Annotated in this window: 23 protein-coding genes; 8 read left to right on the forward strand and 15 right to left on the reverse strand. The window is 65.3% G+C overall.

Annotated features, from left to right (window positions below; all coding sequences use genetic code 11):
* Positions 1 to 24: 24 nt before the first annotated feature.
* Positions 25 to 2,340, forward strand: coding sequence for an arylsulfatase (locus FG385_RS26010; protein ID WP_139099427.1), 2,316 nt, complete (start codon positions 25 to 27; stop codon positions 2,338 to 2,340).
* 216 nt (positions 2,341 to 2,556) lie between these two features.
* Positions 2,557 to 3,393 (forward strand): IclR family transcriptional regulator, encoded by an 837-nt coding sequence (locus tag FG385_RS26015; protein ID WP_235022794.1) that lies wholly within the window; start codon positions 2,557 to 2,559, stop codon positions 3,391 to 3,393.
* A gap of 7 nt (positions 3,394 to 3,400) precedes the next feature.
* On the opposite strand, the gene FG385_RS34465 is transcribed toward FG385_RS26015, so the two are convergent.
* The 11 genes from FG385_RS34465 to FG385_RS26070 all read right to left on the reverse strand — a co-directional run bounded on the left by FG385_RS34465 (position 3,401) and on the right by FG385_RS26070 (position 13,119).
* Entirely contained in the window at positions 3,401 to 3,703 is a 303-nt protein-coding gene (locus FG385_RS34465; RefSeq protein WP_200834655.1) for a hypothetical protein, read from the reverse strand.
* Entirely contained in the window at positions 3,700 to 3,876 is a 177-nt protein-coding gene (locus FG385_RS34470; protein ID WP_200834656.1) for a hypothetical protein, read from the reverse strand. Before FG385_RS34470 ends, FG385_RS34465 begins: the two co-directional genes overlap by 4 nt.
* Positions 3,877 to 4,096: 220 nt before the next feature.
* Positions 4,097 to 4,297 carry a hypothetical protein gene (locus FG385_RS26030; RefSeq protein WP_139099429.1) on the reverse strand — a complete coding sequence of 67 codons (201 nt, stop codon included), beginning with the start codon at positions 4,295 to 4,297 and terminating at the stop codon, positions 4,097 to 4,099.
* A gap of 2 nt (positions 4,298 to 4,299) precedes the next feature.
* Positions 4,300 to 5,223, reverse strand: a complete 924-nt coding sequence (locus FG385_RS26035; RefSeq protein ID WP_160148881.1) for a sugar phosphate isomerase/epimerase family protein — start codon at positions 5,221 to 5,223, stop codon at positions 4,300 to 4,302.
* Positions 5,224 to 5,261: 38 nt separating this feature from the next.
* Positions 5,262 to 6,422, reverse strand: coding sequence for a Gfo/Idh/MocA family protein (locus FG385_RS26040; protein WP_139099431.1), 1,161 nt, complete (start codon positions 6,420 to 6,422; stop codon positions 5,262 to 5,264).
* Positions 6,419 to 7,903 carry a CoA-acylating methylmalonate-semialdehyde dehydrogenase gene (locus tag FG385_RS26045; RefSeq protein ID WP_139099432.1) on the reverse strand — a complete coding sequence of 495 codons (1,485 nt, stop codon included), beginning with the start codon at positions 7,901 to 7,903 and terminating at the stop codon, positions 6,419 to 6,421. Before FG385_RS26045 ends, FG385_RS26040 begins: the two co-directional genes overlap by 4 nt.
* Positions 7,900 to 8,766 carry a beta/alpha barrel domain-containing protein gene (locus FG385_RS26050; RefSeq protein WP_139099433.1) on the reverse strand — a complete coding sequence of 289 codons (867 nt, stop codon included), beginning with the start codon at positions 8,764 to 8,766 and terminating at the stop codon, positions 7,900 to 7,902. Before FG385_RS26050 ends, FG385_RS26045 begins: the two co-directional genes overlap by 4 nt.
* Positions 8,720 to 9,496 carry a 5-deoxy-glucuronate isomerase gene (locus FG385_RS26055; RefSeq protein ID WP_139099434.1) on the reverse strand — a complete coding sequence of 259 codons (777 nt, stop codon included), beginning with the start codon at positions 9,494 to 9,496 and terminating at the stop codon, positions 8,720 to 8,722. Before FG385_RS26055 ends, FG385_RS26050 begins: the two co-directional genes overlap by 47 nt.
* On the reverse strand, positions 9,486 to 10,418 hold the full coding sequence (locus FG385_RS26060) for a PfkB family carbohydrate kinase (protein ID WP_160148882.1): 933 nt from the start codon (positions 10,416 to 10,418) through the stop codon (positions 9,486 to 9,488). Before FG385_RS26060 ends, FG385_RS26055 begins: the two co-directional genes overlap by 11 nt.
* Positions 10,411 to 12,303 (reverse strand): 3D-(3,5/4)-trihydroxycyclohexane-1,2-dione acylhydrolase (decyclizing), encoded by a 1,893-nt coding sequence (gene iolD / locus FG385_RS26065; protein WP_139099436.1) that lies wholly within the window; start codon positions 12,301 to 12,303, stop codon positions 10,411 to 10,413. The genes FG385_RS26060 and iolD overlap by 8 nt, the downstream gene beginning before the upstream one ends.
* Positions 12,304 to 12,336: 33 nt before the next feature.
* Positions 12,337 to 13,119 carry an IclR family transcriptional regulator gene (locus FG385_RS26070; protein WP_139099437.1) on the reverse strand — a complete coding sequence of 261 codons (783 nt, stop codon included), beginning with the start codon at positions 13,117 to 13,119 and terminating at the stop codon, positions 12,337 to 12,339.
* Positions 13,120 to 13,497: 378 nt separating this feature from the next.
* On the opposite strand from FG385_RS26070, the gene FG385_RS26075 reads away from it, so the two are divergent.
* On the forward strand, positions 13,498 to 14,157 hold the full coding sequence (locus FG385_RS26075) for a hypothetical protein (protein WP_139099438.1): 660 nt from the start codon (positions 13,498 to 13,500) through the stop codon (positions 14,155 to 14,157).
* A 2-nt stretch (positions 14,158 to 14,159) separates the two neighbouring features.
* Here FG385_RS26075 and FG385_RS26080 read toward each other — a convergent pair whose 3' ends face one another.
* Positions 14,160 to 15,164, reverse strand: a complete 1,005-nt coding sequence (locus FG385_RS26080) for an AraC-like ligand-binding domain-containing protein (RefSeq protein ID WP_139099439.1) — start codon at positions 15,162 to 15,164, stop codon at positions 14,160 to 14,162.
* A gap of 192 nt (positions 15,165 to 15,356) precedes the next feature.
* Between FG385_RS26080 and FG385_RS26085 the strand changes: the two genes are divergently transcribed.
* Positions 15,357 to 15,986 carry a hypothetical protein gene (locus FG385_RS26085; RefSeq protein ID WP_139099440.1) on the forward strand — a complete coding sequence of 210 codons (630 nt, stop codon included), beginning with the start codon at positions 15,357 to 15,359 and terminating at the stop codon, positions 15,984 to 15,986.
* Here FG385_RS26085 and FG385_RS35710 read toward each other — a convergent pair.
* Positions 15,983 to 16,234: a helix-turn-helix domain-containing protein gene (locus FG385_RS35710; RefSeq protein ID WP_407645547.1), complete on the reverse strand. Its 252-nt coding sequence runs from the start codon at positions 16,232 to 16,234 to the stop codon at positions 15,983 to 15,985. The two genes, FG385_RS26085 and FG385_RS35710, sit on opposite strands and share 4 nt — an antisense overlap.
* A gap of 142 nt (positions 16,235 to 16,376) precedes the next feature.
* Positions 16,377 to 16,997, reverse strand: a complete 621-nt coding sequence (locus tag FG385_RS26095; protein WP_139099442.1) for an AraC-like ligand-binding domain-containing protein — start codon at positions 16,995 to 16,997, stop codon at positions 16,377 to 16,379.
* 725 nt (positions 16,998 to 17,722) lie between these two features.
* Here FG385_RS26095 and FG385_RS26105 point away from each other — a divergent pair.
* Together FG385_RS26105 and FG385_RS26110 are read left to right on the forward strand one after the other, a co-directional pair.
* The gene (locus FG385_RS26105; protein WP_139099444.1) at positions 17,723 to 18,313 is read left to right on the forward strand and encodes an RNA polymerase sigma factor; all 591 of its coding nucleotides are present in this window, start codon (positions 17,723 to 17,725) and stop codon (positions 18,311 to 18,313) included.
* Entirely contained in the window at positions 18,310 to 19,620 is a 1,311-nt protein-coding gene (locus tag FG385_RS26110; protein WP_139099445.1) for an AraC family transcriptional regulator, read from the forward strand. The genes FG385_RS26105 and FG385_RS26110 overlap by 4 nt, the downstream gene beginning before the upstream one ends.
* Positions 19,621 to 19,758: 138 nt before the next feature.
* Here FG385_RS26110 and FG385_RS26115 read toward each other — a convergent pair whose 3' ends face one another.
* On the reverse strand, positions 19,759 to 20,763 hold the full coding sequence (locus FG385_RS26115) for an AraC family transcriptional regulator (protein WP_160148884.1): 1,005 nt from the start codon (positions 20,761 to 20,763) through the stop codon (positions 19,759 to 19,761).
* A 352-nt stretch (positions 20,764 to 21,115) separates the two neighbouring features.
* Here FG385_RS26115 and FG385_RS26120 point away from each other — a divergent pair, with 352 nt between their 5' ends.
* Together FG385_RS26120 and FG385_RS26125 are read left to right on the forward strand one after the other, a co-directional pair.
* Positions 21,116 to 22,129 (forward strand): zinc-dependent alcohol dehydrogenase, encoded by a 1,014-nt coding sequence (locus tag FG385_RS26120; protein WP_139099447.1) that lies wholly within the window; start codon positions 21,116 to 21,118, stop codon positions 22,127 to 22,129.
* Positions 22,129 to 23,091: an SDR family oxidoreductase gene (locus FG385_RS26125; protein WP_139099448.1), complete on the forward strand. Its 963-nt coding sequence runs from the start codon at positions 22,129 to 22,131 to the stop codon at positions 23,089 to 23,091. Before FG385_RS26120 ends, FG385_RS26125 begins: the two co-directional genes overlap by 1 nt.
* The last annotated feature ends 107 nt before the right edge of the window (positions 23,092 to 23,198 follow it).

Below are 23,198 nucleotides of genomic sequence, written 5' to 3' on the forward strand. Positions count from 1 at the left end.
ATCGGGACGCAAGAGGAAACTTTCATGGAGAATTCGTCAGCACAAAGTCGAAAGCCGGCAGTTTTCGATACAATTTTCGACAAATCCGCGCAATCACCAGACGGCACGCTGAACCGCCCGAACATCGTGATGATCGTGTTGGATGATCTCGGATTCGGTGATTTTGGATGCCATGGATCGGGTATCGCAACACCGAATATTGACGCATTAGCAGATCACGGCCTTCGGTACAATAGCTTTCATGTAACGGCCGTTTGCTCGGCGACGCGGGCGTGCCTGTTGACGGGGCGCAACCATCACGCGGTCGGCATGGGAGCTTTGGCGCATTTGTCGTTCCGTTTTCCCGGCTACACTGCTCGCATTCCCAAGTCGGCAGGCACGGTAGCCCGGCTACTGTGTGATGCCGGTTACAACACGTTCGCGGTAGGAAAGTGGCACCTGACCCCGACTGCAGAGATAGGGCCGGCGGGACCCTTCGATCGGTGGCCTCTCGGGCTGGGATTCGAACGCCACTACGGCTTCCTCGACGGGATGACAGACCAGTGGATGCCCGATCTGGTGCGTGACAACGGTTTCATCGAGCCACCCGCCTCGCCGGATGAGGGTTATCACCTGACCGAGGACTTGGCCTCGCAAGCCATCCGGCTGGTCCAGGACCAGCAGCAGGCCATGCCGGGCAAGCCGTTCTTCCTGTACCTCGCCACCGGCGCCCCGCATTGGCCGCACCAGGTACCGGCATCGTGGGCGCAGCCGTATCGGAACCAGTTCGACGCCGGCTGGGAAACCTATCGCCACGACATCTTCGAGCGGCAGCTCAAGCTCGGCGTCATACCGCCCACGACCATGCTCACCGAGCGGCCGTCGTGGGTGGCACAGTGGGAGGGCCTGCCCGCTGGTGAACGCCGCTTGTACGCCCGGATGATGGAGGTCTACGCCGGATTCCTCACCCATGCCGACGCCCAGATAGGCCGGGTCCTCGACTTCCTGAGGACTCTTGGGGTCCTGGACGACACACTCGTCATGGTCGTGTCCGACAATGGCGCCAGCGCCGACGGCGGACCCCATGGGATGCTGAGCAGCCCGGACGACGAGATCGCGACGATGCTCAGCCGCATCGACGAGCTCGGTGGGACGCGCAGCGCCTATAACCATTACGCGTGGGGCTGGGCCTGGGCTGGCAACACACCCTTCAAACTGTGGAAGGAGTACACCTGGCTGGGCGGGGTGCGCGTCCCCCTGATCGTGCACTGGCCAACGGCGATCGCCAACGAGAACCACGGCCAGGTACGTGACCAGTTCTGTCACGCCATCGACCTGATGCCCACAATCCTCGACGCCGCAGGCGTTGAGCTACCCGAGTCGGTCGACGGCGTCGCCCAGCAACGCGTCGACGGACGAAGTCTGCGGGCTACCTTCAATGCCCCGAAAGCCCCGAGTCCACGAAGCACCCAATATTTCGAAATGCTGGGCTCCCGTGCCATCTATCACGACGGCTGGAAAGCAACCACAAACCATGTCATCGGTTCGGCCGTGGACCGCCAACTCATCGAAGGCAGCCATTCCTTCGACACCGACAGCTGGTCATTGTATAGCCTGATCGACGACTTCTCCGAGGCAAACGACCTCGCTTCCGCCCGTCCCGATCAACTTCGCACCATGATCGAACAATGGTGGTTCGAAGCCGGCCGCAACCAGGTACTGCTCATGGAGGACCCCTACCGCCGTGCTGATGCGATGGAACCAGTGCCGGGCATGGAACCGCCCGTCTCCGCACCCCGTCGGGAAGCTCTGCCCGGTGGTGGCCGGGTCGACACCCCATCGTTTCTCGCCGGCTTCCGCCTCACCGCCGAGGTTGAGCTGGCCAGCGATCGAGCGGCCGGCATCGTCGCCGCCCAACGCAACCGGGTCCTGGGCGGGCCGCGACTTCCCAGAAGCGGATGGGCATGCTATTTCGTCGAGGGCCGTATGACAGTCGCATTCAACCTCGACGGCAGCGCGCACACGAGCACCACCGACGAGCCGATCGCCGCCGGCCGGCACGACATAGAGATCACCTATACGCCTTGCCGGGGCACGAGCCAGGGCACGGTTGCCATCATTCTTGATGGCCGGGAGGTATCCGCTCAGCCATTGCCATCCGAGGCGCAGGCTCCTCCATCGTGGCAGCACGTGCCGGCGACGCTGCTGGTCGGCCGCGACCACGGCTTCCCCCTCTGCGAGGACTACCAACCGCCCTTCCCGTTCACCGACCACATACACCGGATCACGTTCGAACTGCCCAAGTCTGAGTCACCGCCCCAGCTACACGAGCAGATCACGACGGCCCTCAAGCACGACTGACACCCAACGGCGGGAAGCTTGTGTCGTACATCACGTCAGCGCGTCAGGTTCCTGTCCGGCTGGTAGAACGGCCAGTTCAGCCACACATGGTTACCTCCCGGCGGTCTCTTTCACCGGTAGTCATCACGCGTTCTGGAACTGGCCCCTGACATGCCCGTTCCACTCCCGCTAGCATCTGAAACATTGAAGCCGACGATCAAAACACAGGAGGCCTCCGTGGCGCGACGCAAGAAGAAGGACCGAGACGAGATCGAGGCCTCGGAGGTCGAAGAGCTATCGGAAGAGCGAGATTACTCCGTTCGCGCCGTCGAGCGGGTGTGCTTGATCTTGAACCTGCTGCAGGAGTCCGTCGACGGTATCGGGCTCAACGACGTCGCGCAGACCACGGGCCTGCCCAAGTCCTCGGCCTTCCGTTACCTGTGGACCCTGGAGAATCACCGCTACGTCGAACGCGATCAGGACACCAGCCTGTATCGCCTGGGGCTCGGCTTCGTCGGCATGCAGTCGCGGCACCTGGAGATCCTCCGCGAGCGTGCGCGGCCGACCCTGGAGAACCTGCGTGACGAGTTCGGCGAGACCGCCAACCTCGGCCTCCTCGACGGTGACCACATCATCTACATCGACATCGTCGAGAGCCGCCGGGGCGTGCGCCTCGCCGCCACCCGTGGTGACCGGGAACCCGTCCACTGCACCGCCCTCGGCAAGGCCATCGCCGCTCAACTGCCCGAAGACCGCGTGCGCCGGCTGCTGAACGAAACCGGCCTGGAGCGCCGCACCGCGAACACTGTCACCACCGTCGACGACTTCTTCGACGAGCTGGCCAAGGTCAAGCGGCTCGGCTACGCGGTCGACGACCGGGAAAACGAAGAGGACGGCCGCTGCGTCGCCGCGCCGCTGCTCGGCACTCACCTTCCCGCAGCCATCAGCGTGAGCGGCCCGTCGTCCCGGTTCACCCTGCAGGAGGTGAAGAAGGTCGCGAAAACCCTGCTCGACGTCGCCGCCGGGATCGCCACGAACCCCATCCCCGACCAGCGGACCGGCCCCTCGGCGTAGCGACCCGTCAACGGGAGCGGCGGGCCACGTCATCGCGAACGGTCGCCAAGTCTGCGCCTGCCTCGCCGCGGCGGAGCGCATTCAGGCTCTCACCGATGCGAGCCATCGTCTCGCTGTCGCCGAGGATCTCGAGGGTGACCTCCCCGCCTTCAAGATCCTCGGACCCCGAATCAGGCGATGGCGGCAATGTCCCCGTCCTCGAAGTAGATCGATTGGTGCAGCCTGCCACCAATGCCGCCGCGTAACGTGCCAACGTGTCCTGACCCGAGATCTTGCCCTGCTCGATCTGGCAGATCCGTCGCTTCGTCACACCGACCCGGTCGGCGAGCTGTTGCTGGGTGAGGCCACGGTGCGGCGGATCTCGGCCAAACGGTAGCCCCGCACCGTCGCGAGTAGCTCGCGCTTACCCGCTTCAACGGCCTCCTCATCGCCGGCACGCTCCACATGCTCCGCGCGAATGTCCTTCCACCGTGCGTAACCCATTACGACCTGCCCTCCTCGGCTTGCCGTGCCTTCAGGTAGATCTCGTATCGCTGCTCGCTGAGCGGGATCATGTCTCCACGGATCGAACGCGAACAAGATTCGCGCTGTTCCTGGCCGCAACTCCTTCAGGTTCCCGACCTGGGAACCGACGATCGTGTCAGCCAGCGGCGGACACAGGCCACGTATAGCAGAGCTGTACACCAAGGGCATCGGTCGATGCCTAGAATGCCCTGCTTTCGCCGTCGAGCTCGGCGTGCTCCGAGTGCCGCCCCTCAAGCTGCAGGCACTTCGGGCAGCGCGGGTCGATGTCGTCGACCAGCCAGCCGTCCCGTTCCATGGCGGTGAACAGGTCCGTGAGCCGGTCGTAGGCCGGACCGCTCAGCCGTGTCTTGCACCCCACGCATTCGGCTATCAGTACCATCTCTACCTCTTTCCTCTACTCACCGACTCGGCGTTGAGCCCGGTGATGAAGTCGGCGGCCTGTTTGGCGCCCACCTGCGCGGGCTGCAACGGGTCCTCGTTCTCGATGCTGAGCACGTCCTCGTAGCCGGCTTCCGCCAGCGCCCCGAGGAACGACCGCCAGAACGAGGCAGGGTGCCCCTGCCCGACCGTCCGGAAGATCCACGACCGCCGGTCGATGTCCGCGAACGGTGTGGCGTCGAGAACACCGTTCAGGGCCAGCGAATCCGCGCGCATCTCGGTGTCCTTGAGATGCACATGGAAGATGGCGGGCCCGAGCGCGTGCACGACCCGTACCGGATCCATCTGCTGCCAGAACATGTGGCTCGGATCGACATTCGCGCCGATCACCGGCCCGATCTCGGTCCGCATCCGCTGCAGGGTCGGCACGTTGTACACCAGTTGCAGTGGATGCAGCTCCAGGGCGATCCGCGTGACGCCGTGCTGCACCGCGTACTCGGCCAGATCGTGCCAGACCGCGAACGCCCGATCCCACTGCTCGCCGAGGATCGCGTAGCGGTCCTCCGGCCACGGGAACGTGATCCAATGGATCGCCCGTGCCTGCGCCGATTCGCCGGGGCATCCGGACATCGTCACGATCTTGTCCACGCCAAGGGCGCCCGCGAGCCGGATCGCCGCGCGGATGATCTCCACATGCCGCTCGCCCTCGCGCGGATGCATGGGCCAGGCCGAGCAGTTCACCGCGGCCAGCCGCAATCCCCGCTCGCTCAGCTTGTCCACGAACTCAGCACGCCGTCGCGGATCCTCCAGCAGCTCGAACACCCGCATATGCGGCGCGCTCGACTGGCCGCCGGCCGCGATCTCCACGGCGCTCGCCCCGATGCTCACCGCGAAGTCGAGCGCTTCGTCGAGGGACAGGCTGGCCACGGAATCCGTGTAGAGACAAAGATCCATAATGGACTCTCCTATCCCGCGCTGTAGAGGGACGTGCCGCGCGCCGGCGACCACTCCGGCAAGGACAGCTTCTTCAGGCCCAGCACGCCGTGCCGGAACACCGGATCGTCCCGGTCGAGCGGGATGCCCACCAGCTCGCCGGTGACAGCCGACTTGTACGCGCCCACGGTCGCCTCGAGAATCCGCAACCCGTCACGGCCCGGCGCCGCGGCGGGCCGGCCGGTCCGCACCGCATCGGCGAAATCGAGCAGGACCTGCTCGAACGAGTCCATGATGGGCTGGGGGATCCCGGTCATCTCCCGTTCGTCCGGGCCCAGCACCTCCCGCATGCCGGACGCCGTGTGGACCCGCACGTGTTCCACCGGCGCCCACGGTGCGGTGCCCCCGTCGCGATACCGCACCGAAACCCGGCCCAGCTCACCGGTGACCTCGATCCCGCCGGGCCCGAGGCCCCAGGCGATGTTGACCAGCGCCGCGTTGGCATCCGTCTCGAACCGGCACAGGGCGAGATCCTCCACGGTCGCGCTGGCTTCCCGGCTGCTGACATACGCCGAGACCCGCCGCACCGGCCGGCCCAGGAGCGTCTCGGCCAGGTAGACGCCGTGCACCATGTCCATGAGCACGCCGCCGCCGGAACTCACCGCTTCGTGCCGCCACCCGGCCCGGTACGCGGCCGCGCCCGGCACGTCGACCACCCCGAGGTAGTTGACGACGATTGTGCGGACGGGGCCGATTTCCCCTGAATCGATCACTTCTCGCGCAGCCTGAATTTCCGGCAGCCACAGGTAGTTGTGCACCATCGCGAGCGTCTGGCCCGCGTCCTCGGCCGCATCCACGGCCGCCGCGGCGTCCAGCGGCACGGCCGCCAACGGCTTCTCGCACAGGATGTGCTTGCCCGACACCGCCGAGTTGAGCAGGACCTCCCGGCGCAGATGCTGCGGCGTGCAGATGTCCACCACGTCCACGTCGTCGCGGGCGATCAGGTGCACCGGATCGGCATGCACCTGCTCCGGGGCCAGGCCCGCCAGTTGCCGCGCCGAGTCCAGTGCCACCTCGGTCGGGTCGGCCAGCGCCACGACCTGCGCCACCTCGGGATGCGCCAGCCAGGTGGGCAGGTGGATGCGGGCGCCGATGTTGCCGCATCCGATGATGCCGATTCGCAGTGGTGTCATCGTGTCTCCGGGAAGCCGAGGTCGACCTTCGAACTCGACGGCTCGGGCCATCGCGACGTGATGACCTTGCCGTGCGTGTAGAACTTGATCCCTTCCCTGCCGTAGATATGGGTGTCGCCGAACAGGCTGTTCTTCCAGCCACCGAAGGAGAACTGCGCCGCGGGAACCGGGATCGGCACGTTGATCCCGACCATCCCGGCCTGCACGTCCTGGGCGAACCGCCGCGCGGCACCACCATCGCGGGTGAAGATCGCCGTGCCGTTGCCGTACGGGTTGTCGTTGACCAGCCGCACGGCCTGCTCGAACGTGCCGACCCGGGTCACGCTGAGCACCGGCCCGAAGATTTCGTCGTCATAAGCCCGCATTCCGGGCTTGACCTCGTCGAGCAACGACGGCGCGAGGAAGAACCCGTCGGTGCCGGGCGTCGAGGAGCGCCCGTCGAGCACGACCGTGGCGCCCTCAGCCGGCGCGCGCTCGACATACTCGGCCACCCGGGCGCGATGATCCCGCGAGATGAGCGGCCCCATGTCGACCTGCTCGGCACCGTTGCCCATGGTCAGTTTCGGGATCCGCTGCCGGATCGCGTCGACCAGCGCGTCCCCGACACCGCCGACGGCGACCACGACCGAGACGGCCATGCACCGCTCCCCCGCCGATCCGTACCCGGCCGAGACCGCGGCGTCGGCGGCCATGTCGATGTCCGCGTCCGGCAACACGATCATGTGGTTCTTCGCCCCGCCCAGCGCCTGACAACGCTTGCCCTGCAAGGTCACGGTCTCGTAGACGTAGCGCGCGACCGGGGTCGACCCGACGAACGACACCGCCGCCACGTCGCGATGGCGCAGCAGCACGTCGACGGCTTCGCGGTCCCCGTGCACAACGTTGAACACGCCATCAGGCACCCCGGCCTCGCGCAAGAGTTCGGCCATGAACGCCGGCGCCGACGGGTCCTTTTCGGACGGTTTCAGCACGAACGTGTTCCCGGTCGCGAGCGCGGGCGCCCACATCCACATCGGCACCATCGCCGGGAAGTTGAACGGGGTGATCCCCGCGCACACGCCCAGCGGCTGCCGCACGGAATGCACGTCGACGCCGGTGGACACCTGCTCGGCGTATTCGCCTTTCAGCAGTTCCGGGATTCCACAGCAGTATTCGATGACTTCGAGTCCACGGACGACTTCGGCGAGCGCGTCGGTGAGCGTCTTACCGTGCTCGGCGGTGACGCGCCGGGCGATCTCCTCGCGGCGGCGCAGGAAGACCTCACGGATGTCGAAGAACAGCTCGGCCCGCCGGGCCACCGACATCCCGCGCCAGCCCGGGAAGGCGTCCTTCGCAGCCTGTACCGCACGATCGACCTCGGAGACGGTCGCGAACTCGACACAGCCGGACTGCCGGCCGGTCGCCGGGTTGAAGACCGGGCCGGTCTCGCCGCCGTTGACCACGGTGCGCCCGGCGATCCAATGACCGATGTGGTCGCTCATCGCAGCCTCCTTCCGTGCGTGATGCCGACGAGCCGGCCGAAATACGGGACGGCCTCTTCGGCGAGCCATTTCCGTTGCTCGGTTTCGTCCAGCCCCAGCGCGCCGCCCCAGATGGGCCTCCCGGCGATGAACCCGCGCGCACCCGCGCTCATGGCTATCTCGAGTTGCGCGGCGAAGCTGTCCCGGTCGGTCTCGCCGCCCCCGAGCAGGACCCAGTCGGCTGCGGCGGTCAACTCGCGGCTTGCCTCAGCACTGCCTGGGAACGCCAGTTTCAACAGGTCCGCTCCGGAGCTCGCCAGGTCACGGGCCGCGGCGACGACCAGTTCGCCGAACGGGTAGTCCGTCTCGCCCTCGAGCCGGTACACCAACGGTTCCAGCACCAGCGGCAGGCCGTGGGCGTGCGCGTCCGCGGCCGCCCGCTCGATCAGTTCCCACTGCTGCCACGCGGTCGGGGGATGGTCGGCACGGTAGTAGACAAGCAGTTTGCAGCCGTCGCCGCCGAGCGCGGCCACGTCGGCGGCGCTGAACTCGAGCCGCGAAACCCGCCCGCCCGCGAACGGCGCGTACCCCTGCGCCTCCAGCGGCATGAGCACGCCGCCATCGCGCGGACGGCACCACTCGACCGCGGCCGGATCCAGGAGCACCCCGGACGCCTGCACGCCGAGCGCGTCCGCGATGCGGCCCTTGACCTCCAGCATCATCTCGGGGCTCACGTCCTCGATGCCGATCCGGGCGAAGGCGTTGCGCATCGCATCGCGGTGGTCCAGCGCGAGCAGGCAGAACGCCCCGTCCGCGTTCGCCAGCGCCCGCAGCCGCTCACCGAACGGCGACAGGGAGCTCAAGGCGTCCACGTGACCAGTCATCGGTAATCCAGCTTGTCGTCGGGTCGAAATACGGTGGTCGAGCACGTTCTTCACCAACCGGCTCACCTGCCAGGAAATTGAGGATCCACATATTGGCCGCGGGCGACGGGGTGGTCACGTGGAATCCGCGTGGCACCGCCACGCAATCGCCGTCGCGTACGGTGAAGATCTCGTCGAACGAACCGTCCTCGAGGTAGTTCCGGTGGAATCCGAAACCTTCGCTGCGATCGAATCGGAAGAAGTAGGTCTCTTCCAGGTTCGGTGAGCCGTGGCGCCCGTCGTGGCAGTGCGGAGGCCAGCCCGCCCACGAGCCCGCAGGCACGAGCGCCTCGTACACGATCAGCCGTTCGGCCGGCAACGGATGCGTCAGGACGTGGTGTATCTGTCGCAGCGCCGTGCCACCGCCCCGCTGCTCGACTTTCATCTCCTCGGGCGTGATCAGTCGCGCCGGATAACGCCCTTCCGCCGGAGCCGTGCCGACTGCGACACACAAGTCCGTCGCCGCGGTCACGGACAAGGCTGCGCCGGGCGGAACGTAGAGCAGGCTCGACAATTCCTCGAAGACGTTGCGCCGGGCAAGCGTGAACTTCTCGCCGCCCGCGACGATAGTGCCGGCGCCCGAGATGGTCAGCAACCCCGTCTCGCGCCCAGCGGTGTCCAACTCGGCCGTCTCGCCCGGATTCAGTGACAGGACCTGGAAATCGAGGTATCGCAGCTGTTCAACTCCCATGGCTCACCCCCAGCAGCTCCGCGACCTCGCCGAGGGTGGGGAAGCCCTCGGAGCAGCCGAACCGGCTGACCGTGATCGCCCCGCAGGCACTCGCGAGCCGTGCCGAGGCTTCCCAGCTGGATCCGTGGATCCGCCCGGAGATCAGGCCAGCCGCGAACGCGTCCCCGGCGCCCACCGTGCTCGCGACCGGCACGTCGAACACGGGTGCCTCGAACTCACGTTCCGACGTCAGTACTCGCGCGCCGTCGCCGCCCCGCTTGAGCACCATCACCTGCTTCTCGCCGGACAGCTCGATGCCCTGCGGGTCCGTCTGCTGCAGCGCCGCGAATTCCTCGGCCGTACCCAGCACGACGTCGGCGTCGTTCGTCGCCGCGCCGACCAGGAGCGAATACTCGTCCGGTTTCGGCCAATGCTCGGGCCGCAAATCGAGATCAATGTAGACAGTCGTGTCGTGCTCGCGGCAGGTCCGCATGATCCAGGCCGCCGCGTCGGCCGTCGAGCCGCGTGCGAACACATCCGCGGACACCAGCACCGCGCGGACCTGAGCGAGCGGCAGCGAAGCCGCCTCGTCGACCGTCAGGTGGATATCGGCCGGATTGTCCCGATAGAACGTGCGCGGAAAGTCATCCGGCGGGATCTGCCCGAGCAACGCCAGCGACGTGTGTACCCCGGGCTTGCGGGCCACATAAGTCGTGTCCACACCGGCCCGCTCGAACGCGCGCAGCACCCAGTCCCCGACGAGATCGTCGCCGACCGCGGTGAACACCGCGGTGCGGACGCCGAGCCGCGCCGCCGCGACCGCGATGTTCGACGGACTGCCGCCGATCATCGCCTCGAATGTGCGGGCCTCGGCGAACTCGGCGCCGGTCTGCTGTGAATACAGGTCCAGGTTGACCCGCCCGACGGTGAGAAGCTCAGTCATCTGCCCCCCAATGCGGGTGGCCGGGCACCATGAGGTATCGCTCGCGGCTCTTCTCTTTCTCGTAGGTCTCGCGGGCCGCGCGAACGGCGGGAATGGCCGCGACCTCGGGGGTGGCCATGTCCCACCAGCAGGAGGCATAGCCGGGGACGCGCTCATGCCAGTCGGTCGCGATCACGATGCACTGTGTCGTCGTAGCCGCCCGGGCCGAGCACAACGCCGCATCCAGGTCGGCGCGGGTCTTGACCGTGACTGCTCCCGCCCCGAGCCCGCGGCACAGCGCCTCGAAGTCCACGTCCAGCGACTCACCCGAGTACCAGCCGGACTCCGTTCGAGCCCGGTAGTGGCAGCCGAACCCTTCGCTGCCGACCTGCTCCGAGACCCGGCCCACGCTGGAGAAACCACGATTGTCGATGACCACGATGATCAGCTTCAGGCCTTCTTGGACCGCGGTGGCGATCTCGCTGTTCATCATCAGGAACGACCCGTCCCCGACCATCACGTACACCTCGCGGGCCGGGTCGGCGAGCTTCGCCCCCACGCCGCCCGCGATCTCGTAGCCCATCACCGAGTAGCCGTACTCGACCTGGTAGCTCAGCGGATCGCGGCACCGCCACAGCTTCAGCAGGTCGCCGGGCAGGCTTCCAGCCGAGGTCACCACCACATCCCGGGGCTCGGCCGAGGCCTCGACCGAACCGATGATCTCGCCCTGGCTGATCGGGTCCTTCCCCAGGTTGTACAGCCGTTCCACCTCGGCGTCCCACTCCCTGTTCAGCCGCTGCACCTCGTCGCGATACGCCTGCGACGTCTCGTAGCCTCCCAACTGCTGGTCCAGATCCAGCAGCACCACTCGCGCGTCGCCCACCAGCGGCACCGCCGCATGCTTGTAGGCGTCCTGCTCGAACACGTTGACGTTCACGAACCGCACGTCCGAGTTCTGGAACGCTGTCTTCGACGCGGTCGTGAAATCCGTATACCGGGTGCCCACGCCGATCACGAGATCCGCGGATTCCGCGATCAGATTCGCCGCCCGGGTCCCCGCGACCCCAGCGCCGCCCAAACTCAACGGATGGTCATAGTTGAGCGACCCCTTACCCGCATGCGTTTCCGCGACCGGGATCCCGGTCCGCTCAGCGAAGTTGCGCAGCACGTCGAACGCCTCGCTGTACCGCACGCCGCCGCCGGCGACGATCAGCGGCCGCTTGCTGTCACGAACCCATCCCGCCGCCCGGTTGATCTGCCGCCGGTCCGCCCGCTGCCGGGAAATCGGCCACACCCGGGGCTCGAACATCTGGTCCGGGAAGTCGAACGCGTAGGTCTGGATATCCTGCGGCAGCGCCAAAAACACCGCCCCCGTATCCGCCGGCGAGACCAGCGTCCGCATCACCTCCGGCAATGTGCTGATCAACTGTTCGGGACGTGTGATCCGGTCCCAGAACCGCACCACGGACCGGAACGCATCGTTCGCGGTGACGTCTCCCGCGTGCTCGCAACCGACCTGCTGTAACACCGGATCCTGGAGCCGCTCGGAGAACGCGTCCCCCGACAGCAACAGCACCGGCAGCCGGTTCACCGTCGCCGTGGCCGCACCGGTCACCATGTTCGTCGCACCAGGTCCGATCGAGGACAGGCACGCAAAGGCCTGCCGCCGACTCTTCAGCTTCGCGAACGCCACGGCGGAATGCACCATCGCCTGCTCGTTACGTCCGAGGTAGTAGGGAAAGGACGGTCCGGCCTCCTGCAGTGCCTCGGCCACTCCCCCGATGTTGCCATGCCCGAAAATGCCCCACATACCCGCGAAAAAGCGGTCCGAAATTCCGTCGAACTCGACCCGCTGATTCATCAGGTAGCGGACGATTGCCTGACCTGTCGTTAACCGGATACTCAACGTCCTTGTCCCTTCTCCGGAAAGGGTCTTCAGCTAGCCAACTGGCACTACGTGGTCCTCGCCCAACTTGATGGACAGTTCGGTGGCCACCTCGATCACCTTGTGGGCCAGCTTCTCGATTTCCGTCTCCACCATGCGAACCGAAGGTCCGTCGATCCCGATGCAACCGACCGGCGTGCCGCCGGCGCCGTTATAGACGGGAACCGAGATACAACGGACCCCGGTGTGATTCTCTTCGTCGTCGAGCGCGTAACCACGCTCGCGGATCTCGGCAAGATGTAATGACAAAATCTCGGGGTTGGTCATCGTTCGCGCGGTGCGCCGGGGCAGTTCCGGAGGCACGGCTGCGAGCCCGAACGCCATCAGGCATTTGCCCGCAGAGGTGCAGTGCAGCGGAACTCGCCGCCCGGTGCCCGACACGACCCGCAAGGGTTGCCCGGTCTCCACGTCGTCGATCACGAGCGCGGTTGCGCCAGACGCAACCGCCGCGTGCGCGCACTCGCCGGTTTCGTCGACGAGCCGGGCCAGGAACGGATGCGCCAGATCCGTGAGGCGGCGCTGGTTCATGTTCAGCCCCGAGCTCACCTCGACCGCCGGCCCCAACCGGAACCCCCTGCGACCCCCATGGTTGGCGACCGCATATCCCCTGGTCACAAGCGTCTGCATCAACCGAGAGGCGGTGCTCTTGTGGATCTCGAGTTCGAGGGCGACCTGCTGGATCGACAGGCCCTCCTCACGCCGGATCGGGTCCGACTCGACCTCGATCAGCAGGTCCAGAATCTTGAGCCCGCGCTCCAGTGCGCCAACGCTGGTCATCTGCGAAGCATAGAGCGCAACCAAGAGCAAAACAATGGCGCGTTATGCGCAACTAGCGAGACCGTCTTGCTGGCTGCAACGTCTTGACCGGTACCGCCTTACCTGGCGCACCGAGTCGACCTGGGCGCACCCGGCGCCAGCCCGCACTTGCGAGGTCGCGATCTTGCGGCTAACAATGTAGCTAACATTGGCGCTTATTTTCACTTCACCCACACTAGCTAACCCGGTTTGATCACGATCTGTTCACCACACTGCGTTATCGGAGCAGCGCGACTTAAGGTAACGGTCCGCCCAGTGGCTACGCCATAAAGGTGAACACCTGCGGCTGCACGTGCAAGTGCACGATCGAGCAGGTGAGCGAGGTTGGAAGGAGGCATCGTGCGCCGGGACCTTCCCGCCAACCCCTTGGCCATCCAGTTGACGGCCGTGCATGAGCGGCTGTGGTGGCAGCTCGAACGTGCCGATGAACAGCCAGAACGGTGGGACGTCTCGGCGAATATCTGGGGACTGGAGGATACGGATCGCGAGGCGCGGCATGTGGGCGACATTTCACTGGCACTCGCCGACCTCACCATGGAACGCACTCTGATCGATGCGTCCGTGCTCGGCGACTGGGCCACGGAATTCATCGACGCGCTCGTCGCCGACCCCACCCGCGGCACACTGCATCCCGATCTGGAACGCCAGGTCAACCCAGGTCCTCCACACCTGGTGGTTGTCCGCCGAATCAGCATCACCCGCCCGTGGCGGGGGTACGGACTCGGCGCCGCGTTGACCGCGAGCGCACTGCTGCTCTTCGCGCGTTATGCCCGGCTCGCGGCGTGCCACGTCTCGCCCGAGAATTTCGCCGGTACCGGCCATGACCCCGTTTCCGCGGATCTGGCCAGCGTCCGTATCGGCGGCATGCTGGAAAGCATGGGATTCCACCACTGGAATGGCGCTTACGTCCTGGATCTGCGAAATCCATCACTACTGGAAACTCGAAGGCGCGTGATTACCCAGTGGTGGCCGGATGACGAACAGACGGGACCGGTCTGATGTCATTCCGGTCGTCGTCGCAGCGTCTCATCAGGCCATTCGCCGAAGCGGTGGCAATACTGCCAGTAGAAATACGGGCCACGGCGGAAGGCCCAGCGCCGCGCGACGCTCGAAACGACGCCAGAACCGGGTTCAACGTTCAGCAAATCCAGGTGGACGCAGTTGAGCCGGATCTGCAGCCGGAACTTCCGGATAGAGACACGAAACAACCACCGGAAGGCGCGGGCCAGCTCGCGGCGGGACGAAAGCGCCGCCAGCCGCGTGAAGAACGCGAGCGAACCCTTCTGCAGCGGATAGGTTCGGATCCACGCGGCCACGAACTCGGCGCCCGCCAGAGCGCGGGCGGGCACGTTGACGGTGTAGGCGAGCTCGCGGCGAAGAACACGATCGTCGTAGTCGTGCCCCGGGTATCTGAGCAACCGTTCGATGAAGGCTTCCTCGGCGGCCCGCCAGAAGCCCTGCGGCCACCTTTGCTCCTCGTCCTCAAGCCACGCCAGGAAGCGCTCGAGGCTCTGCGACCACGCCTCCAGCTCCGATGCCGGCATCGTGGTGCCCTCGACCAGCCGGAACCAGATGGGGCTCGCGGGAAGGACGCCCGTCAGGCGGGCACACTTCTGATGGAGCATGTCCCGGTCGATCCTGATCAAGCGGAGTGCCGTCCCAGACTCGACACGCAACACGAAGGGCTGATCAGGCGCGATCATCACAAGCCGTCCCGCGTCCAGCACGATGCGCTCGCGGCCACACTTGACCGAGCAGATGCCCGTGAGCACCTTGAGCATCAGGTAATCCCTCCGCAGCCACCGCCCATCAATCCTCAGTGGACGGTCGGCCCTGAGAATCACCGACGTCACGCCGCGCGAGTGAACCACTCGAAGCCGCAGGCTCGGCGATCCAGCACGGTGCGTGGTGCGCAACCGATGCTTACCGAGGATGAGCCTCAGCAAGATCACCGCCAGCGCGGGGCTCCTGGTGGTCGGCCGGTAAAACCTTCTACCGTAACGCATCTTTACTCCATCAGATTCGCCGCTGCTCTGTTGGCATCGGCTCCCTTCCGGACGTGCCGCACGACCGCTCAATCACGGGCGGTAATCGCACGAGGCCAAACGAGCCTCATGCTAAGCCAATCTGGTCAACATCGGAATGCACATTCTGCTCAATGAACTGTGCTTACAGTCACGCCTGGCTCAGGAGCAGCCGTGTGTGATGATCTTCCGGCCGATCCGCTGTCGATCCAATTAAGGATCTCGCGCGAGGGTTTGTGGTGGCAGATCGACGGTGATCCCGAGCAGCCGGAACGCTGGGCCGTCACGGCAGTCGCGGAGACTGCTGCGCACGAGGCCCGGCACGTCGCCGACATCTCGCTGGCGATAGCGGCTGTCAGAGCCGACCACGACTTGTTCGACGCCACCGTGCTCGGCGGCTGGGCCTTGGACTTCCTCGCGGACGCGGTCGCCGATCCCCGCGACGGCACGCTGGTGCAGGAACTCGAGGAACGCATCAGCCCCGGCCCTCCACACCTGATCGTACTGCGCCGCATCGCCATCATCGAGTCGTGGCGCGGGCATGGACTCGGCGCCGCGTTGCTGGCCGGCGCCCTGTGCGTCTTCGCGCGCTACACACGGTTCGCGGCATCTCACGTGTCGCCGACCGCTTTCCGTGCTCCTGGTCAGGATGACCTGTCCGCGGAGTTAGCCGGCCTGCGCGTAGGCCGGATGCTCGAGACCATCGGTTTCCGGCGCTGGCGCGACGTGCACATTCTCGATCTCCGGAACCCGTCGCTACTCGACGTCCGGAACCGCTTGCTCGACCAGTGGCGAAACCGCTAGTGATGGCGGGCGTATCGCCGCGTCTCGCCGGGCCACTCCCCGAACCGGCTTTGGTACCAACGGTGGAAGCGGGCCGTGGGCGGAAGCGCCCAGCGCCGCGCGATGTCGGCGATCGAGGCCCGCTCGAGACCCGGGTCCCGGAGATCCTTGTGGACGCAATCCAAGCGCACGCACCGCCGGTACTGCGCAGGCGTTATCCCCCACTGCCACCAGAACGCATCCCTGAGTTCACGTGCGGACAAATTCACCGTTTGGGCGTAGCGAGCCAACGAGATCGTGCGCCGCGGCTCGGCTCGGATCTCGACCCCGACGAATTCCGCGCATTCCAGCGCTCGCGACGAAACCTCCGGTAAGAGTGACGGTGCGCCAGAGCGGATCCGGTGGTGGAACTCATGCGGCAAGTGCCCGACCAAACCCGCTGACGAACAGCGTCTCGGCGTAATGGAGAAAGCGCAGGTCAAACGGTTGTCGCCCGTTCTCCAACCGGTCGAGCAGCATCCCCGTCTCTGCCGACCAGGCACCCCAGGAGCCGCTGTCCCCGGAGGCCACCGTGTCGAAGCGGATCGGGCGCGTCGGCAGGAATCCCGTGAGCGCAGCGAAAACACGCCACACCAGTCGTTCCCGGATGCTGATGATCCGCACCATCCCCTGACCTCGAATGCTCGCCACAAGCGTCTGCCCGGGTGAACTGATCAGGATGTCGCCGGGTGCCAGCACTACCCGCTCCCCGTCCCACTCGACTGCGCACTCTTCGTCGAAAGCCTGGACCACCAGGTAGTTGTGCTGCAGCCGGGGCGATACGAGATCCACATCGCCGCGTGCGGCAATGTGGGCTGAGGCGATAGCGAGGCACTCCACGCCGGATACCCGCATACGGAACAGGTCCGGATGACCCACGACGCGCAATTCGAGCCCGTCGAAGACCTCCGCCACAGCGGTTCGCGCTACCAGCGGGTTGGTGGTGGACAGCTGGGTGAATTGACGAGGATCCTGCACGTCCTGCCTCAGCAATCAGCGGCCAATTGGGTAAAACACTTATTTCATTTCTCACGGTACTCCACCGTCGCAACACCCGTCAGACTCCATTCGGGTCACGCGGCGCAGAGCAAGGTCTCGATCGGCGCATCACCGAACTCCGCACCGTAATCGGCGGTCAGCTCGGAAAGGTCCATAAATCCACAGTAGGAAGCGACATCGGCCACCGTCGTCGCGGTAGCCCGGTTCTACTGTCAGGCAACCTGGTCTCGTCCACCCGCTCTTCCCGTAACCGACATCGCGAGCATCAGACGCACCGACAGTCGCCCCGACGCGACTGACCGCGCTCATGTTACGCCGAACCGGATGATTGACAAAGTTGTCTTGCCTACTGAAACGTAGGTCGGTGCACTCCAGGTAGCACGTCCGACTGGCGTCCGCATCAACACGCCTGGCGACGCCACTTCCAAGTTTTTTCGTGGCCATACGGGCACTTTCGCTCGCCGGTAGCGATTTAAGAGTGTCAGGAACGGCAACGACGACCTCAGGAGAACGATCATGGGTGTCCACGGGACAGACGGTGGTGTGGCACGACGGCGGGCCGGCGCACGGCCGGCGCGACTGGCCAGAGTGTTCGCGGACGTACTCGGGCACAGCGTCGGTGCCCGCCACCGCAGCCTTGCGATGCAACGTCTCGCCGCTATTGTGAGCACCAGAGGCGGCAGCGCGCACGTTGAGGCTCGCGAACCGGGCGGAGCCTCTTGGTCGATGACCATCGTGGCAGCCCGGTGTCCTCACGAGTGACGCCCAACGGTCCGGCTGGGAAAAGTGATGAGAACGCGCTCACCAGCTTCCTGCAGTCTCGATGGGAGGAGCTATATCAGGTCATTCTGCGCCGGACCGGCGACTATCACACCGCCGAGGATGTCAGGCAGAAGACCGCTCTAGGTTTCACAATGAGGTGGCGCACGCGCGGACCAATGGAGAAGAACGACCGGGCACCGATGTTGTATCGAATCGCCCTCAACAAGATAGCCGAGGAGTGCAGGAACAACGCCCGGTGGACCGACATCGTGGCAATGCAGAATCAGCTCGCGCCGCACTGCGATCTTGGCGCGGAAGAGGATGTGCTCGCCGTCCTCGACCGCATCGAGCTCGCTGGGGCGCTATCCGGCCTGACGCTACCGCAACGGCACGCCATCGTGTTGACCTGCATCGATGGTTTCGATCAGCAAACAGCTGCCGACTTGATGGGAATCAGCAAGTCCACATTTCGCAAACACCGCGACGCGGCCAAGGCGAAGTTGTCCCGCTACTTCACCAACCGTGAGTCGGGGGAGGAGCCCCGTTGACCGAGCACCGTGCCGATAAGGCCCCGAACGAGTTCGACCTGGCCGCGATTGACCGGACCATCGCGGAGATGGACCCCGCCCAGTACGCCGCCGAAGTCGCCGCCGTCGACGCCATCGCAGTCGCTTACGCTGCTGACCGTCTCGGGGCCGAGTATCTGGACCAGGGCGATCTGGCCACCGCCCGGCATTGGTACAGCCTTGCCGCTGAGCACGACCCGTGCGGCGCGGGCATTGGACTTGCCGAGGTCGAGTGCGCGCTCGAACAGCAAGCCCAAACCGCCGAGACCACCGAAGCTTGCCCAGTTCGTGTTGAGTCGCCGCTGCGTCATTGTGAGCCTCTTCGTTCGAGTGACGTGGACGAAATCCACGATAGGGTTAGCAGGTTTTTGTGCCCACACTCTCTGGAGATCGTCAAGAGAGAAAATAAATTGAATGCTCAACTCAACCCGAAACGGCTACATAACATATCGTTGCTCTACGTCTCATACGGTTGCGAAGTCTCGGTTTCTCCGGGCGAAGTGCGTGATTTCTTCACTATCCAGATTCCGCTCTCCGGGAATATTTCAGTGACGCAGGGCGCGTCAACTTTTGATGGCACAATTGGGCGCGCGGCAGTGACCTCCCCGTCCGAACCGATAAACATGCGTCTATCGCCGAACAGCAGAATACTGATGTGCCGACTAGACCGAACCGCCCTGGAGGCGCAATTGAACGAGCTACTGAACACCAGGCTGTCCGAACCGTTGAGGTTCGATCTCGGCATGGACTTGACCCATGAAATGGGCAACAGCTGGTGCGACATGCTGATGGGCCTCACTCGGTTTGTAGATGAGCCCCGCAGGACCACCATTCCCCCGCAGTTCATCGCCGGGATGGAACAATCGTTGATGACCGGCCTTTTTATAGCACAGCCCAGCAATTACAGCAATTTGCTCCGTGAGACGTTGTCAACGGAACTCAGTCCGCCGGCACGGCGTGCGCTTGACCTCATCGCATCACATCCTGAGGCGCCACACACCGCGCAAAGCCTTGCTCGTGACGTCGGCGTGAGCGTACGTTCATTACAACAGGCGTTCCGGCGGCAAATGGGTTGTTCGCCCACCGAATACCTCCGGAAAGTCAGATTGCAGCGCGCCCACGACGAGTTGCGGGCCCGAAGCCCAGAACTCATTTCGGTGAACGATGTCGCGAAACGATGGGGATTCCGCGCTCCGCGATACTTCTCCGCGGTGTACCGTGACCGGTTCGGCGAGTCCCCTTCTGAGACATTGAAACGTGACGCACCTGAGGTTGCTCCGCTGCCGTAATCGCCAGGCGCAAGCTGAATGCGGTCGCCGTCCCCTTTGGCCCAAGACCGCACTCGGCACCACGCGGTGGCGCTGGAGCCGGATCGGCCACGACGTGGTGTGGAGCACGACACCCCGACGTCAACGTCCCAGGAAGATTCAGGTAGCGCGGCTCAGGGTTTCGGCTGGCGTCTCACCGAACTCGGCGCGATAACGGGCGGTGAACTCCGAAAGATCGAAGAAACCCCACCGGGACGCGACCTCGTCCACCGTTGCCTCGCCCGGGCCGTAGTCACGGAGCTCACCGTAGACGCGCTGCAACCGGGCATGCCGCAGATACTGTCGAACCGTCATCCCCCGGCACGTCCGAAACGCCGTATTCAAGGCGTACGCGCTCGTGTTGAACCAGCGCGCCATATCGGACACCGTGTACGGCTCCTGCGGTGCGGCATCGATCATTTCGGTCACCTGGCCGACCAGCCGCGATGAAGCAGAACACCGGGGATCCTCAGCCAGGTGGCCGCTGCAGTTGCTGCGCGCCGCATGCAGCAGGCCCGTGATCAGAAGCTCCTCGACCAGCGGGGCCGCGAGCGGGTTCATGCACGCCGCGTCCAGCCGGCCGCGCATGCGTACCAGGTTGACCAGGAGGCTCACCCAGATCCGCGGATAACCGCCACCGGCGTCCATGCCCAGCTCGAACCGTCTCAACGGCACGCGGTCGCCCATCATGTCCGCAGACGCCTCGACCAGCATCGGCCATTCGAGTCTCGTCAGGAGTAGCGTCGAGTTCCGGGACAGCCACATCTCCAGGGGCTCGTCGTAGTTGGCCACCATGACGCGTTCGGGATTCGCGCAAATCTGCTGCTTGCCACACCTCGCTTTCCCGTAGCCGCTCAGGTGCATCTGTACGGGAACGAAGCCGGTCACGTTCGGTTTCACGCGCACCGCCGGCCCGTACTGGACGTACATCAAGCCCATTCGGCGAAATCGCGCGAAGTGGAAATGCGCATCCAGTCGAGCGCCGCGCTCGAGCACCTCGAGCTCATGGGGGCACAGCTTTTGCGCCATCCGCTCCTGGACCTCGTCAGGGTCCTGTGAATGGAACGCGTCGCACCGTTGCAACGGGAGCTCGATCTTACTCGCGGGCATTTCGGGCTCGCTCACCATGTCCCTCCGCCGCTTGGCCGTCCCGGGCACGGAGACACTCTCAGTCGTTTACGCGGATCCGAGCAAGCCATAGTACGCCGATCCGGCGACCTGGCAAGAACGTTTTATCTACCGAAAAGTAGGCATCGGTCAACCCTTGTCTCCATTGAGGACCACCGGTACCTTCGCTCAACAAAGTGAAACACGAGTTTTGACCTGATTGACCCTTGGTATGCGATGAGGCCGTGGCTAGTGGTGTCCGAAAGCGCCTTTCTCGCCGCGGCCAACCCAACTACGGCAAGGTGGCAAATCCGTGACGCAGCCAGTTGCACACCCAGAGTCTGCTACACCGGCCGATCACAAGGCCACGATGACTGCCGCCGTCTTTGCCGGTGACGGCCGCTTGGAGCTCACCGAGCGAGCGGTACCGCGGATCGAATGCGGCACCGACGTCCTGCTCGCGGTTGAATCCTGCGGAATCTGCGGAACCGACCTCAAGATCCTCTCAACGCCCCAGGGCCACGATGCGACGCCGGGCGTGATCCTCGGTCACGAGTTCGTCGGGACAGTTCGAGACCTCGGCGCCGATGTCGCATCCCTACACGAGGGCGACCGAGTCGTCGTCGCGCCCAACATCGCCTGCGGCCAGTGCCGGTGGTGTCTGCGCGGCGCGTGGTTGCACTGCGAGAACTTCACCACTCACGGTATCTTCCTGGACGGCGGGCTGGCGCCGTTTGCCCGCGTGCCGGCGAGCGCCTGCCATCGCATCAGTCCCGAGGTGCCGCCGCACATCGCGGCCCTTGCCGAGCCGCTCTCCACCGTCGTCCATGGTGCGCAGCTGGCCGCGGTCTTTCCTGGCGAGACCGCTGTGGTGATTGGTGCGGGCCCGATCGGCCTGCTCTACACCGCGCTGCTACGTCATGCCGGCGCCACTGTCTTGGTCATTGAACCGGCCGCGCAGCGGGCGGGATTGGCCCGGACGATGGGTGCCGCAGCGGCCCCCGCCCCGAACTCAGCTGAACTGCGTCACACTCTCGACGCGACCACGGGTGGTCTTGGTGCCGATGTCGTCATTGACGCGGTCGGCTCCCAGTTCTCCACTGCTCTACAGCTCGTGCGCAAGCGGGGACGGGTCATCCTGTTCGGCGCGAACGCCACCGCGACGGCCCCGATCACCCAGTACGACATCACCCGCAACCAGCTCCAGGTCTTCGGGGCCTACGTCGGCCAGGATGTCTTCCCCGTCGCCGTCCGCCTACTGGAACAGCGCGCCATGGATCTCGAGCCGCTGATCACCCACCGCGTCGCGCTCGAGCAGCTGCCGCAGGCGCTGGACGACCTACGCGCAGGCAGAGCCGTCAAGGTTCAGGTGGAGTTCCACTGATGCGCGTCTACATCACGGGGGCGACCGGGTTCGTCGGTTCGAACGTCGCCAAGCTCTACGCCGAATACCACAAACTCGACGTCGTCCTCGCTGGACGGAGGCCTCCGGAGCAGCCTCTACCCGGCAGCTTCAGCGAGGTTGACCTGCTCGATCCGGCCTCGGTCCGCGGCAGCATCCTGACCGCGCAACCAGACGTCATCGTCCACGCCGCGATCCTCAACGACTTCCCGCTGATCTATGCGAATCGCCGCCTCGGCTGGGACTCGTACGTCACTGCCACGCGCAGCGTCGCCGACGCAGCCAACGAGGTCGGCGCGGTCCTTGTCTATGTCTCGACAGACTGGGTGTTCGACGGCACCCACCCGAACTCGACCGAGGACACACCGCCCAACCCGATCAACTACTACGGGTTTCTGAAGGCCGCCGGAGAACTAGTCACTCTTGAACGCGCGCATGATCCCATCGTCGCACGCATCGCCGGCGTGAACGGCGTCCACTGGGCTAAACCGAACTCCCCGCGATCCCAGGACGCTGGCTTCGGCTATTTCGTCAGCTCCCTCGTTGACGCTCTCTCCAAGGGCGAGCCGTTCACCGTCTGGGACAGCGACACGATCAACACGCGCGCCACCCCAAGCCTCGCGACCGAGAGCGCGAACATGATGCTTCGCCTGGTTCAGGTCGGCGCTCGCGGTACCTTCCACTGCTGTGGCGGCGAGTCGACGAGCAGGATCGAGCTGGCCTACGCCGCGGCGGAGGTCTTCGACCTCGATGCAACCCTCATCCACACCGGTCCGCCCGACCCCACGGCGATACCGCAGGAGCCTGTCCCCCAAGACACCAGCCTCACCGCAATCATTACTGCGACTAAGGTCGACTACAAGCTTCCGGCCGTGCGCGCCCTGCTCGCCGAATTTCGCAGTCAACGCGAAACCGGCGAGGTTCAATCGCTGGCAGCGTTCTGACGACTAGACACCGAGTCGGCACTACTGTTCTCCGGTGGGTCCGAAGTAGAAGAGGTCGTCCCTATAGCGACCTGTCTTCGTTCCGACAATGGAGTGATCTCAGCGAC

The organism is Amycolatopsis alkalitolerans (assembly GCF_006152065.1).
GTDB lineage: Bacteria > Actinomycetota > Actinomycetes > Mycobacteriales > Pseudonocardiaceae > Amycolatopsis_E > Amycolatopsis_E alkalitolerans.